General features: G+C 43.4%; 13 protein-coding genes. 11 read left to right on the top strand and 2 right to left on the bottom strand.

The window, feature by feature from the left end:
- The first annotated feature begins 6 nt into the window (after positions 1–6).
- From mltG to obgE, 3 genes are all read left to right on the top strand, one after another.
- The gene (gene mltG, locus EYO12_02490) at positions 7–1,089 is read left to right on the top strand and encodes an endolytic transglycosylase MltG (protein ID HIA91962.1); all 1,083 of its coding nucleotides are present in this window, start codon (positions 7–9) and stop codon (positions 1,087–1,089) included.
- Between the two features lie 572 nt (positions 1,090–1,661).
- On the top strand, positions 1,662–2,702 hold the full coding sequence (locus tag EYO12_02485; GenBank protein HIA91961.1) for a LysM peptidoglycan-binding domain-containing protein: 1,041 nt from the start codon (positions 1,662–1,664) through the stop codon (positions 2,700–2,702).
- 315 nt (positions 2,703–3,017) lie between these two features.
- On the top strand, positions 3,018–4,277 hold the full coding sequence (gene obgE / locus EYO12_02480; protein HIA91960.1) for a GTPase ObgE: 1,260 nt from the start codon (positions 3,018–3,020) through the stop codon (positions 4,275–4,277).
- Here the strand turns inward: obgE and EYO12_02475 are convergent.
- Positions 4,274–4,660 carry a hypothetical protein gene (locus EYO12_02475; GenBank protein ID HIA91959.1) on the bottom strand — a complete coding sequence of 129 codons (387 nt, stop codon included), beginning with the start codon at positions 4,658–4,660 and terminating at the stop codon, positions 4,274–4,276. The two genes, obgE and EYO12_02475, sit on opposite strands and share 4 nt — an antisense overlap.
- 37 nt (positions 4,661–4,697) lie before the next feature.
- Positions 4,698–5,159, bottom strand: coding sequence for a hypothetical protein (locus EYO12_02470; GenBank protein HIA91958.1), 462 nt, complete (start codon positions 5,157–5,159; stop codon positions 4,698–4,700).
- Positions 5,160–5,234: 75 nt separating this feature from the next.
- On the opposite strand from EYO12_02470, the gene sbcB reads away from it, so the two are divergent.
- The 8 genes from sbcB (at position 5,235) to EYO12_02430 (ending at position 13,837) form a co-directional block, all read left to right on the top strand.
- Positions 5,235–6,647, top strand: a complete 1,413-nt coding sequence (gene sbcB / locus EYO12_02465; GenBank protein HIA91957.1) for an exodeoxyribonuclease I — start codon at positions 5,235–5,237, stop codon at positions 6,645–6,647.
- A 4-nt stretch (positions 6,648–6,651) separates the two neighbouring features.
- The gene (locus EYO12_02460) at positions 6,652–8,076 is read left to right on the top strand and encodes a deoxyribodipyrimidine photolyase (protein ID HIA91956.1); all 1,425 of its coding nucleotides are present in this window, start codon (positions 6,652–6,654) and stop codon (positions 8,074–8,076) included.
- 247 nt (positions 8,077–8,323) lie between these two features.
- Complete coding sequence (gene pheS / locus EYO12_02455) at positions 8,324–9,349, top strand: phenylalanine--tRNA ligase subunit alpha (protein ID HIA91955.1); 1,026 nt, start codon at positions 8,324–8,326, stop codon at positions 9,347–9,349.
- A gap of 57 nt (positions 9,350–9,406) precedes the next feature.
- Entirely contained in the window at positions 9,407–9,931 is a 525-nt protein-coding gene (locus EYO12_02450; protein HIA91954.1) for an alpha/beta hydrolase, read from the top strand.
- The gene (locus EYO12_02445; protein HIA91953.1) at positions 9,928–10,248 is read left to right on the top strand and encodes a nucleotide pyrophosphohydrolase; all 321 of its coding nucleotides are present in this window, start codon (positions 9,928–9,930) and stop codon (positions 10,246–10,248) included. The genes EYO12_02450 and EYO12_02445 overlap by 4 nt, the downstream gene beginning before the upstream one ends.
- Positions 10,245–10,748 (top strand): NUDIX domain-containing protein, encoded by a 504-nt coding sequence (locus EYO12_02440; GenBank protein HIA91952.1) that lies wholly within the window; start codon positions 10,245–10,247, stop codon positions 10,746–10,748. The genes EYO12_02445 and EYO12_02440 overlap by 4 nt, the downstream gene beginning before the upstream one ends.
- Positions 10,745–13,234, top strand: a complete 2,490-nt coding sequence (pheT, locus tag EYO12_02435; protein ID HIA91951.1) for a phenylalanine--tRNA ligase subunit beta — start codon at positions 10,745–10,747, stop codon at positions 13,232–13,234. Before EYO12_02440 ends, pheT begins: the two co-directional genes overlap by 4 nt.
- A complete protein-coding gene (locus EYO12_02430) occupies positions 13,235–13,837 on the top strand; it encodes a hypothetical protein (protein HIA91950.1) in 603 nt (200 codons plus the stop codon).
- The last annotated feature ends 27 nt before the right edge of the window (positions 13,838–13,864 follow it).

The following is a 13,864-nucleotide window of genomic DNA, read 5'->3' as shown; positions in this document are numbered from 1 at the left end:
GCCACAGTGTTTTCATCGAAAAAACCTCTATTTGTAGCGGACCAACCAGCAAAAAAACCACGTAAATGGTTAAAAATTACCCTAATGGTGTTTGTTGTAGTGGCGATTATTGGGGCTGTAGTAGGCTATTCACAGTACTCATCGTACAAAACGGACCTCGAGCCTGTCGACCATAACAATCCCCAGACCGAGATATTTATCGTTGAAAAGGGTGATACGTTTTCGGCAGTGGCAACTAAACTGGAGGATCAGGGGTTGATCCGCAGCGCCGATGCCATGCGCTGGTATCTGCGTTTTGAAGCTGAAAACGATTTAAAGCTACAAGTGGGAGCTTTTGAGCTAAATTCCGGCCAATCTGTGGAAGAGATACTTTCTAGTCTTGTAGAAGGCAAGGTGTTACAGAAAAAACTAACTATTGTGCCGGCCTCTACTATATTTGATGTTGAAGCGGCAATTGTTGCAGCTGGCTATAGCGAGGCCGAGGCTCAGCAAGCCCTGGCTCTTGATTACAGTGATCACCCAGCTTTTGCAGATGCTCCAGAAGACGCAACGCTCGAAGGCTATTTATACCCAGACACCTATCTTGCAGGCCATTTACAGCCACCACAGGCGTTATTGGGATTAGCACTGGATGAAACCGCTAAAGTTTTACAAGACCCTGCTATACGGGCTGGAATAGAGTCACAGGGGTTAACTCTACACGAAGCAATTATATTGGCGTCTATTATCGAGCAAGAGGTGTCATCAGCTAGTGGTGATCGACCACAGGTTGCACAGGTATTTTTAAGACGGCTCGAAATTGGCATGCCGCTAGGGGCCGACCCTACATTTAGGTACGCCTCACAGCTTGCGGGTGTTGCTGACAGCGTTTCGATCGATTCACCATATAACACCCGAATTTATGCAGGGCTCCCTCCGGGGCCAATCGGTGCAATTAGCCGCAGTTCACTACAGGCTATAGCCGACCCGGCAGAAGGTGATTTTCTGTACTTTGTAGCTGGAGACGACGGTAATACCTACTTCAATCGCACCTTCCAAGAGCACCAAGCTGACGTTGATCAGTACTGTATTGAACTGTGTAAGCTGTAAAAACTACAATTTTACAACACTTTTAAAAGTAGCAATAAAGGCTCATTCTACATCTGTTAAATTGTATATTTGACACAAAACGCTTAAGTATTGCATAATAACGCATTTAACAGATCAATAACAGGGGTGAAAACCTATTGACCCGGGGTGAGCGTAATGGTAAGATTTATTCGTTCATCAAGTGTGCTCGGGTGGAGCTAACTGGCTAAGAACGTTTCAGATTTGTCCCTTAGCAGTTAACGCAGAGTTACTTAGATGACCTACTAGGTCGCATAAGAGTCAAAGAAATTAATCACAAGGTCGAAGACTCGTGCAATCGTATAACGCGACAAAGTAGTAGGCTCAGTAGAGATACCGGGCCAAGGAGCAGAGGTATTAGTACCAAAGTACTTGCGAAAAATTTTCGCGTATTCAATTCAAAAGATAATAAGATTACATTATTATCAAAGACCTCAAAAGCTAAGAAATCAAATACATCAGTAAACAGAGTAACCAGTAAGTATATTTCTGGACTTGTTTCTGCTGGTAAAAAAGCCCTTCCTGTTGCCACTAAGCTTACGCTGGCTGGTGGTATGATTGGTCTTCTTGTTGCTAACACATCTACTCCTGAACAACCGGTTGTTTTCAACGCCGACGTTCAAAGCGCCAATGTTGAGATTGTTGACGGTATAACCGAACAATACGTTACAGCAATGGTTGCAGAACTAGCCGATGTTGTTGGTACTGACTCAGAAGAGCTACAAGCTAAAACCGAAGAGTCAATTGGTTATGAAGCCCAAACTGCACACATTGTTAAGTCTCAGGTTGTACAAACCGACGCCGTAACTACCGAAGACATTTCTAAGCACACTGTTGCTAACGGTGAGTCATTAGACGATATTGCCGAACAATACGGTGTTTCAACCGACACAATTAAGTGGGCAAACGACATGACAAGTAATGTTGTTGCAAGTGGTAAAGAACTTACCATTCCCCCAGTTAACGGTGTTGTGTACGAAGTTAAAGAAGGCGATACTGCTGAAAAGCTAGCCGAAACATACAAAGCTGAAGCTGACGAAATTATTACCTTTAACGACGCTGAGTTAACTGGCCTTGTTGCTGGTGAAACTATTATTATTCCTGACGGCGAAAAACCAGCTCCTGTTGTACCTGTACGACGATACTTCGCAGCTGTTAACAACGCCAGCACTACTGATTCAGGTGTTGGACGAACTGGCTATGGCTACTTCGGTAACTACACAGTTCTTGCATCTGGTACATATAACGGTAGAAGCGTGTGGAGTATGAGCCCTAACAAGTTCTACGGTGGTCAATGTACATGGTGGGCTGACGTACGTGCTGCTGATCTTGGTAACCCTGTTGCTAACAAGATCCGTGGTAACGCATCAGCATGGGATAACCGTGCCGGTGTATCAGTAAGTAAAACCCCTACTGTTGGTGCAGTTGTTCAAACCAAAAACTATGGTGCCGGACACGTTGGTGTTGTAGAGGCAGTTAGTTCAGACGGCAGCATGATCAAATATTCAGACATGAACGGTATCGCTGGTCGTGGTGTTGCAGCTGTAACTAATGACTGGGTTGCTGTGCAGAGTCACTGGAACTTCCTGCGTTAGAAGCTTGAATATTGAAGATAGAATATAGAAAGAAGCCGAGAAATCGGCTTCTTTTAAGGTTTGCAAAACCACAGAATACTTATCTTATTGGCCACAGCCTGCACTCGGTGAGTTTACCTGTCGTAAGGCAGGGACCACGGAAGCGAGCACTCGCAGTTTACTCCCTCAACCAATTGTTATTTATGAAAAGAGGCATAAAGGAGTAGCAATATGCCGAGCGGTTTTTGGGTTAGGTGTTTTAACAAGACAAAATGGTAATAATTATTTTCTTAAATTCACTAAAGTTATTAGGGTTTAACAGTTATACTGTTAAACATGTTTGTAGACACAGCAACAGTATTTGTAAAAGCCGGTAACGGTGGGAATGGCGCCAAAAGTTTTCGGCGTGAGATTTATGTGGATCGTGGTGGCCCTGATGGCGGTGACGGCGGAGATGGTGGCAATGTAGTTTTTGTAGCACAAAAAAATACCAACACCTTGGCTAATTTTAGGCACGACCCTAAAATTAAAGCCGACCACGGTAAGAGCGGCGCAAAGCGTCGACAGCGCGGAAAAAGCGGCGAAGATAAGATTGTAGTCGTACCTGTAGGAACAGTTGTCACAGAGGACGACACGGTTCTAGGCGACCTATATGAAGAAGGTCAACAACTAGTTGTTGCAAAAGGCGGTGAAGGTGGTTTTGGTAACGCTCACTTTAAAAGCTCCACCCGGCAAGCCCCGCAGGTTGCAGAGCTCGGAACACCAGGGGAAGAAAAAGAACTCACCCTAGAGTTAAAACTAGTTGCCGATGTCGGCTTGATAGGCCTACCAAATGCAGGTAAGTCGACGCTACTGAAAACCGTGAGCGCTGCGCGGCCAAAAGTTGCAGATTATCCGTTTACAACTCTGGTACCCAACCTAGGCGTGGCAGAGTTTGACGAAACCAGTTTAGTTATTGCAGACATCCCCGGTTTAATTGAAGGTGCGAGCGAAGGCAAAGGGCTTGGCGACGAGTTTTTGCGCCATGTTGAGCGTACTGGGGTGTTGGTGCACTTAATTGATGCCAGCGCCGAAGACCCCAAAGCTGACCAAGCAACTATTTTAAAAGAAGTTTCAAAGCGTGATTTGCTTAAAGATAAGCCCGTGGTTAGTGTATTAACTAAAATTGATTTAATTGAACCCGACAGATTAATTGAGCTTAAAAAACAATTTAGCAGTGAAACCTTGGCAATTTCGTCGGTGGCTAAAAAGGGAACGTTGGAACTTCTTCGGCTAGCGAAGCAAACAGCAACCGCGCATTTTGAAAAAACTAAACTACAAGAAGAATCAGAAAAACCGGACATGCCAGTGTATACAGTCGAAGAAACCAAGGACGACTGGTTTGTGCGTAAACACCGCAAAAAATTTATTGTCGAAGGTAAAGCTATGGAGCGATTTGCTTTAAAGACAAATGCAGACGACTATTTTGGTCGTACGCGGCTATACAACATTTTTGAACGAAAAGGCATAATTAAAGAACTTGAAAAATTAGGTTACGACGGCTCGCAAGATATTCATGTGGCTGACAAGGTTTTTAACTTCGACGAAACAGCTTAGGCTGGCTCGCTGTCTGTGACATCTCTGTTGGTATAGCGTTCCATTACGTTGCCAACTTGTTGGAGTTTTCTCGATAGTTGACCTATTTGAAAGTGTTTTATGATTTGATGCCACGGAACATTATCGAGGAGTCTTTGCAGGTTGGCATTATAGTCATGTACAGCGTCAGTTGCTACTAACATGCTTTCAGGGGTTAAGACAGCACAGCTTTCCTCTGCGACCCGCCCTAGTTGCTGTATAGTATTTCTTCGGTCTTCGGTTATTTCTTCTAGTGTTGGCGGTTGCGTACGTTCAACTGCAGCTGCAACCAAATCAGCGTACTCGCCGCTTAATATTACGTTTCCAGTTTCTACTACAGTTGTGACATTTCCGATTAGTTTCATCAGAGCTACTTTAAAAGAAAATTGTTAATTAACCAAATTACGTAACTGGGCTTGCAAGTAGAGCTTGGAGTTTTTCGGCTCTATTCACAGCCGTCGCCTGAGACTCTGGGCTGCGACCAGCAGGCGCTAACATCTGCTGGTAGTGTTCGGTTATATCTAGATGTGTCATAGCTACCATGCCGGCATACCGAGGTTCCAGCAAATCTGCTTGATATCGTGCAAGTGCTTTTAAAACGGTCGCACATTCATCTAGTTCGTCGCTCTCGATCGCTCGAGCGCTGACTGCTAAACTAAAATCTTCGGTCTCCCCAAGAAAAAGTTCTTTTCTTATACACAAATCCAATAAGTCGATTGATTCTTGTGCTTCGTAGTAATGGACAAGGGTGTGCTTTATAGCTTCTCGAGCAATATTTGCAGCACGGTCTTTTAATCCGATTTCGGCAAAATTTAGCCCGTCGGTTAATGGAAGCACGTCTCTAGATTGTCTGCTCATTGCCATGTTTTAAAATGTACACCTACTAACTGCATTACTACAAGCACTAGCTTTTTAGTGCATGCGGTATACTTTTGGAATATGAACACATTGTATTGGTACGACTTAGAAACATGGGGTTTGAGCCCAAAATATTCTTCTGCTGCGCAGTTTGCTGGCATCCGCACCGACTTAGATTTAAACGAAATCGGCGAATCGTTAATGATTTACGCCAAGCCACGTAATGACATGCTGCCGGAACCAGGTGCAATATTGACTACTGGCATAACGCCCCAAAAAGCCCAACAAGACGGTCTTATTGAAAAAGACTTTATTGCACGCATTTACAGCGAACTGATAAAACCAGGCACCATAACCAGTGGCTATAATACAATTCGGTTCGACGATGAAATGCTGCGCTATATGTTGTACCGCAACCTTTACGACCCCTATGAACGTGAGTATGCGAACGGCAATAATCGTTGGGACATTCTTGATTTAGTTCGCGCTATGCGAGCGCTGCGACCAGACGGCTTAGATTGGCCGTTTGTAGACAGCGAGCCAAGTAATCGGCTCGAAGAAATTACTAAAATTAACAATATCGAACACGAAGGAGCACACGACGCCTTGGTGGATGTTCGCGCCACCATTTCTTTGGCTAAAATAATCAAACAAAGCCAGCCCGAACTGTATAGCTATGCATTCAGCCTAATAGACAAAAAAAAGACTAACAGCGTCCTACAAGAGGCGCTTGAAAAAAATAGCATATTGGTTCACTCAACTGGTCGTTTTGCGAACAAGTTTTTAAACACTAGTTTAGTGGCGGTACTTGGCAAGCACCCAGTACAAAACAATAAGTACATTGTGTATGACCTGCGCGTAAACCCCCAGGAATTTTTACAGTTAAGCAAGCAAGATTTGGCAGACAGGCGGTTTATTAGCCTCGACGACGCAAACACACGCCTGCCTATTAAAGAAATCGGTACCAATAAATCGCCGTTTATTGCTAGTATGGACTGGTTCAATACTGCTGTCGCAGCCAGAATTCAATTAGACGAGTCAGTGGCTCAAAAACATGCAGCATTGCTTACAAATGACTTTAAGAAAAAGGTCATTAGTTTATTTACGGCCAACGACTTTCAGCCAGAGCCCGATGTTGACGCTCAGTTGTATGACGGCTTTCCGAGCCCTGCCGACAAGCGAGAGCTGGAGCGAGTTCGCTCAACAGAGCCAGCTCAGTGGGGTGAACTGCTGTTTGAAAATAAAAAATACGCCAGCTTGGCAAAACGGTATTTGTTCAGGAACTTTCCAAATCAATTAAACGAAGCTCAGCACCAGCAATGGGAGCAATTTAGAGCACAGCGACTCCTGCAGGACGGAGCCGCCTGGCAAACCTTTCCGCAACTTGAAAAACAACTACTAGAACTTGCACAAAAAGAGTCGACTGATCAGCAGCAATATCTACTAGAGGAATTAAAACTATACGCTCAGTCGCTATATCCGTCGGTAGAATAAAGCTATGGTTCAAGATGCACTTACTAGGCGAATCCGAAAACTAAATGAAATAAAGCAAGATGCCGCAAAGCCAGTCTTGTACATAATGAGTCGCGACCAGCGCGTACAAGACAACCATGCGCTTATCGCTGCTCAAAAACATGCTCAGGCTAATGATCAATCTGTAATTGTTGCGTTTATGGTATATCCAAAAACCGGCTACCGCGTACTGCAGCAGTATGAATTCATGTTTGAAGGCTTAACGCACATTAAAGACGAGCTCGAAGCTTTAAATATTCCATTTATTGTACGGATGGCAAGTAAACCAAGCCAGGCTATTGAAGAGCTTGTATCAGACATAAAACCAGGTGCTATTTACTTTGACTTTAATCCTTTGCGCGGGCCACAAGCACTCCGAAAAAAAGTTGCGAACAGCGTCGACGCAGCATGCTATGAAGTCGACACTCATAACGTCGTGCCAGTTTGGATTACAAGCGACCAGCAAGAATTTGCTGCTCACACCATTCGTGGCAAAATTCATTCTAAATTTGGTGAATTTATTGAAGAGCCAGATCTAGTTACCACACAAGAGGAGTCTAGTGAAGAATTTCATAACGATTCGCTAGATGCTGCCATGAAATCGATAACAGCTAAATCGCTGGGCGACCAGTACAGTCCACCGTTTGCATCTGGTGAAACGGCTGCTCATGAAACCCTACAGATATTTTTAAAAAAGAAACTTAAAGATTATGCGACAAAAAGAAACGACCCAACATTAAATAAACTCACTAACCTTAGTCCGTATTTACATTTCGGCCAAATTTCTAGTTTGCGAGTTGTATTGGAGCTAAAAAAACTCCTTGATCAATCTAATCTAGACTTACATGCTTACAGTTCGAAGAAAATGCCAAAGGCTGACCTTAGCCAACCGTTAAGATCAGGAGCCGATGCCCTGTTTGAAGAACTGGTAGTTCGAAAAGAATTGGCTGATAATTTTTGCTACTACAACAGTGACTACGACCAGTTGGACGGGGCAAAAAAGTGGGCCTTGATCACTCTGCAAAAACACCAAGATGATCCACGGGAACACATATACCCATACACACAGCTTGAAAAAGCTCAAACTCATGACCAGGCATGGAATGCGGCGCAAAACCAACTGCTACAAACCGGCAAAATTCATGGCTACATGCGAATGTACTGGGCAAAGAAAATACTTGAATGGACCAAAGACCCACAAACCGCTCTCGATTGGACGAACCAATTTAATGACACATATAGCTTAGATGGTGGCGACCCTAATGGTTATACAGGTGTGATGTGGTCGATTGCTGGTATACACGATAGGCCATGGATGGAGCGTGAGGTGTTTGGACAAATTCGCTACATGAACCAAAAGGGGCTTAGGCGTAAATTTGATATCGACAAATATATACGAAAATTCTCTTAAATAGCTGATACAGTTCGGTTTTTGAAGTCGTTTTTTATAAACCTATCGACCGACTGATCAAAATCGTCGTCGTCGGGCATTTCGAATGTAATGTTGGAAGTTTTTATTTTTTTAGATTTTGTTAAAAATCCCATAGTGACCCTCCCTAATTACTTACTGACATAGTTAGTATATGTTTACGACTGTTTAGTTGCTGTGAGCAAACTGTTAGCAATCTGTATAGACGAGCGTGTATACTAAATAACCAATGGAACAGATTGAAAACGCCCGACAAAATTTATTGGCGGAGTACGAAAAACTAGACGATAAAACCAAGATTTTACGCTCTGTAGAATTTAAAAAACTTTACAGCCAGATCCCTGCATTGCCGCCAGAACAACGGGGGGAGTTTGGCCAAGCAGTTAACGGCTTAAAGCAAGAATTTGAGCAAAAGCTTGCAAGTTTACAGGACTCAACTTCAACAAAGCCGGCAATCGACGTAACGGCCCCGTTTGATGTAAATGTAAAACTTACAGATCAACCACAGGTTTTGCCAGCAAGCAACGGCAGCATCCACCCGCTTATGAGCGAAATGGACAATTTGCTTTCTATTTTTGAACGTATGGGGTTTGAGGCCGAAGAATCAAGGGCGATCGATGACGACTATCATATGTTTGAAGCCCTAAACTTCCCTGAAGGCCACCCAGCCCGCGACGATTACGACACCTTTATGACAGAGGAAGGTTTGATCGCCCCAGCCCACACCAGCACTATGCAAAATCGGGTCTTAAAAGCTCGCAAAGAACGAATCGAATCAGGCGAAACAATCCAAGTTGTTATTCCTGGTCGAGTATTTAGAAACGAAGACCTAGACGCCCGTCACGAGCACACCTTTTACCAGCTTGAAGGCGTGGTTGTGGGCGAAGGAATCAACACTGGTCATTTAATTGCCACGCTACAAACTTTTTTAGAAACGTACTATGAAAAAGAGCTTGAAGTAAAAACTCAGCCATTTTATTTTCCATTCACCGAACCAAGTTTTGAATTTGCAATGAGTTGCCCGTTTTGCGACAAAGCCGGCTGCAAGGTGTGCGGCCAAGGTTGGGTGGAAATTTTAGGTTGTGGCATGATTCACCCCAATGTGCTCAAAATGGCCGATATCGACCCAGAAAAATACACTGGTTTTGCTTGGGGCGGCGGCATCGACCGACTTGTAATGATGAAGCATGACATAGAAGATGTGCGACATTTCCATAGTGGTAAATTAGATTTCTTGAAACAATTTGGGAATTAGATAGATGGATAGATTGAAGATGGAAGATAGAGAAGACAGTACCACGAGGCGAAAAGCATGAAGAATGCGATTATTTTTCATGGAACTGGCTTAAATCCAAGAAGTCATTGGTATGGCTGGCTTGCTGATCAACTTATCGACCAGGGGTGGAAAGTCGCGAGCCCATCAATGCCCAGCATTAACAAAGAACCCGTAGAGCAGACTCTTAAATTACTAGATATCGAGTTAGACCAAGACACTGTTCTTATTGGCCATTCCGCGGGGGTTCCTTTGATTCTGTCTATTCTAGAAAGATCTAATGTTCAAGTCGCGAAGTCGTTTTTAGTAGCGGGTTTTATGTCGGTTATTGACCCAGAATTCAGCGTGGTCTTACAGGATAGTTACGACACTGAGAAGATTAAAGAAAATTGCAAAGAATTTTATATTTATAACTCTACAAATGACCCCTACGGATGCGACGACAAAAAAGGTCAAGAATTACAAAGTGCATTTGGCGGAAAGTTAGTCATTAAAGAGCAGGGCCACCTAGGCGAAACTCTAAACGGTAAATTCCCAGAACTGCTCGAGGAGATTATGCGATGAGTAGCCAGCAGCAGGTCGCACAAGAAATAGCTAATTTATATGCGTGCTTTAATGCAAAGCAAGGCAATAAACAGTGGGAAGTTAAAGACTATTTAATGGGATTTCTTGGTGATGTTGGTGACCTTTCTAAGCTTGTAATGGCACAGCAAGGTATGCGCAAAAAGGATGACGTAAAAGCGAAATTAGAGCATGAATTGGCTGACTGTTTGTGGTCGCTACTAGTACTTGCAAGTAAGCTCGACGTTGACCTAGACAAAACCTACAAGAACAACATGAAAACTCTAAAAGAGCGCGTAGAGAAGGAGCTTGCGGCATGAGTTTGATTCAAATAGTTGATGAAAATGATAATCTGATTGGCCATAAAGAGCGGTCTGAGGTTGATTATTCAAAAGACATCTATAGAATCACTGCACTCTGGCTTACGAATAGCAGCAATCAGGTGTTGTTGGCTCAAAGAAAGCACACAAAAGAGAAAGACCCAGGTCTTTGGGGGCCCGCTATGGCAGGCACGCTTGATGAGGGAGAGACGTATGACGAAAATGCCTATAAAGAGGTCGACGAAGAAATTGGCCTTAAAAATGAAACTCTTACAAAAGAACAAAAAGAGTATGTTGAAAGTCCACGGAAGTACTTTCTGCAGTGGTTCTCATTGGTTTTAGACAAACCGATTGACTACTTTACAGTTCAAGAAGATGAAGTCGAACAAGTTAAATGGATTGATGCTAAAGAACTAGCAAAAGACATACAAGAAAATCCACAAAACTATGTTCCTTCCATGCCTAGAGTTTTAGATACTTTTTTGAAGGAGTACACATGAAGATCAGTTTAAATTGGGTTAAGCAATTCACAGAAATTAATGTTTCGGTTGATGAACTAGTTGCAAAAATTGGCAGTCAGCTTGGCGAAGTAGAGGAAGTTATTCACCTTGGCAACGCGTACGAAAATGTCGTAATTGCCAAAGTAAAAAGCTGCGAAAAGCATCCTAATGCCGACAAGCTAAGCGTGTGCTTGCTCGATGATGGTGGCAAAGTTGAAGACGTTGAGCGAAAAGACGGCTTAGTCGAGGTGGTGTGCGGGGCGCCTAACGTTAAAGCAGGCATGTCTATTGCCTGGATCCCGCCAAAAGCGACCGTGCCACAAACATATTTTGACGAGGAACCGTTTGTGCTGTCGGCACGAGAATTGCGCGGAGTTGTAAGTAACGGCATGATAGCGAGTGCAAAAGAACTCGGTATTGGTGATGAGCATAATGGAATCTTAGAAATTACCGAAGAAGCACAACCAGGTGATAGTTTTGCAGAGCTATTTGATCTTAAGGACGAAGTAATAATTGATATTGAGAACAAAATGTTCACCCACCGCCCTGACTGTTTTGGATTGTTGGGGGTCGCCAGAGAAATAGCCGGTATTTTAGGAAATCAATTTACTAGCCCAGATGATTATGCCAAGCAGATCGAGGGAAGCTGGGATATACAAGGGAGCGAACTGCCGCTTACTGTGACGAACACATTGCTGGAGCTAGTCCCACGTTTTATGGCAGTGGCGATGAGCGATGTAGAAATCAAGCCGAGTAACTTTTTAACACAAACCTACTTGGCCAGAGTTGGCTTGAAGCCAGTAAACAATATTGTCGACGTAACTAATTACTACATGTACTTAACAGGCCAACCAATGCACGCTTTTGATTACGATAAAGTCGCTAAAGCTAGCGGCGGAGAAGCAGTTATAGAAGTTCGACATCCAAAACCGAACGAAGAAATTCTTTTACTAAACGGCAAAATTATTAAACCCCGAGCTGAAGCAATTATGATAGCTACTCCAAATCAACTGATTGGCGTTGGTGGTGTTATGGGCGGAGCAGATACTGAAGTTGACGATGATACCAAAAATATCATTTTAGAATGCGCTACATTTGATATGTATTCTATTCGCCGAACCTCCATGGAGCACGGACTATTTACCGATGCCGTTACGCGTTACAGCAAGGGTCAGTCACCATGGCAAAATGACCGAGTATTAAACATGACCATAGAAGCCATTTCAAAAGAAGCAAGCGGCAGTATTGCAAGTAAAGTAATAGATAATAAAGCCGATTTATCGCAAAATCCAGAAATCGAAGTCTCGGTCGATTTTATCAATTCTCGGCTTGGCTCTAATCTGGAAGTAGATCATGTTAAAAAAATGTTAGAGGCAGTAGAATTTAGTGTTCATACAGAGGACTCAATGATGAAATTTACCGCTCCATTCTGGCGAACCGATATACATATTCCAGAGGATATTGTTGAAGAAGTTGGTAGGCTATACGGGTACGACAATCTACCCAAAGAACTGCCAACCCGCACTACTAAGCCGCAAAAACGGTCTGAGCTTTTTAGTTTCAAAAAGCGACTACGCGAGGCGTTAGCTAAAGCCGGTGCTAACGAAGTGTTAACCTATAGTTTTGTTCACAAAAATCTGCTCGAAATAGTCGGCCAAGACCCTGACCAAGCCTACACTTTGAATAATGCGCTAAGCCCTGATTTACAAAAGTATCGACTAAGCCTGACACCAAGTTTGCTAACTCATGTACACCAAAATATTAAGGCTGGGCACAAAGAATTCGCATTATTTGAGATAGCTAAAACACATAACAAAAACCATTTAGTTGAAGGTGATTTACCGCTAGAAATCGAAACACTTGCACTAACGTACGCCAACCAAAAGCCAGCAAGCAGTGGCGCGGCGTTCTATGCGGCTAAGGCGTATTTGAACACGCTTGCCGATAGGCTAGGATTACAGTTTGAATATAAGTCGATAAAGAAAGACCCTGAACTTAGCATTACAGCACCATTTGACTTACGCCGTAGCGCTGTTGTGATGATTGTAGGGTCAGATAACTGGATAGGCATGGTTGGTGAATATAAAAATTCGGTTACTAAAAAACTCAAGTTACCAGAGCATAGCGCCGGATTTGAAATCTCGGTATTAGATATATTGAAGGCTGCGGATTCCATCCCAGCCTACAAGCCACTGTCTAAGTTTCCGTCAACAGAGTTGGATGTAACCCTAAAAGTCGCTAATTCTATAAGCTTTGGTCAGCTCAAAAGCCAAATCGCAACCAAGCAAACTGAGATAGCACAAGCTCACAAGATTGGCATTGCTATAACGGCGACAGAAGCCTATCAACAGGATGATAGCCAGACAGTAAATTATACCTTCAAGATAACTATAACGCCGTATGAGGCGACATTAACTACCGACCAGTCGGTTGCTATCAAAGACCAACTACTAGAAAGCTTAGAACTAAAATTCGAGGAGGTTTAAATGGCAGCGGGAGCTGAAACAGGCAGATTTTATGTAAGAGATGAAACATTCGTAGCATACGACCGCGCACTAAGCGTTTCATCTGTCGCGGAATTATTACCCGGCATAAGCAATGTTGATCTTTTACCGGCTATGTTCAATTATGTCAGAACAGCTGAAGGAGCTTCAAACACTCCAAACATTCGTATGGTTTTAGGGTTTATGGATGACGACAAAAAAATGGAACCTAATTCTAAAAGACGCATTACTGCACGATATCAGAAATTAGTTGACCAAGATGATATGTATATTGGGGAAGAAGCTATTGAGCTGGAATGGGTAGCCGTTCGACCACGAAAACACATCCCAGGCAGCTACGTTCTCCGTGCTGAAGCAGAAAATATCCCTGACCAATTTTATGCAGCAGCTGAGTTAGCTATGGAGCCTGAGGGGCTAAGAATTGTGAGACCTGTTGCAACTATTTTTCTTGGAACAATTGCGCTACACCCAGAAACAAAAAAACAAGGGGAGCAACTGGATATGATTCTAGAGTTTGTAGACGAAGACTTGCCGGAAACTGTGTCTGTGGCAGGTACGGTTGATGCAGAAAAGCACGCTACCTAGAGCTTTATGCGGTTAAGCCCCTCCAAA

Source organism: Candidatus Saccharibacteria bacterium (assembly GCA_012965045.1).
GTDB lineage: Bacteria > Patescibacteriota > Saccharimonadia > Saccharimonadales > DTSZ01 > DTSZ01.
The sequence above is the reverse complement of the archived record's forward strand: the minus strand, read 5'-3'. Positions and strand labels throughout refer to the sequence as shown.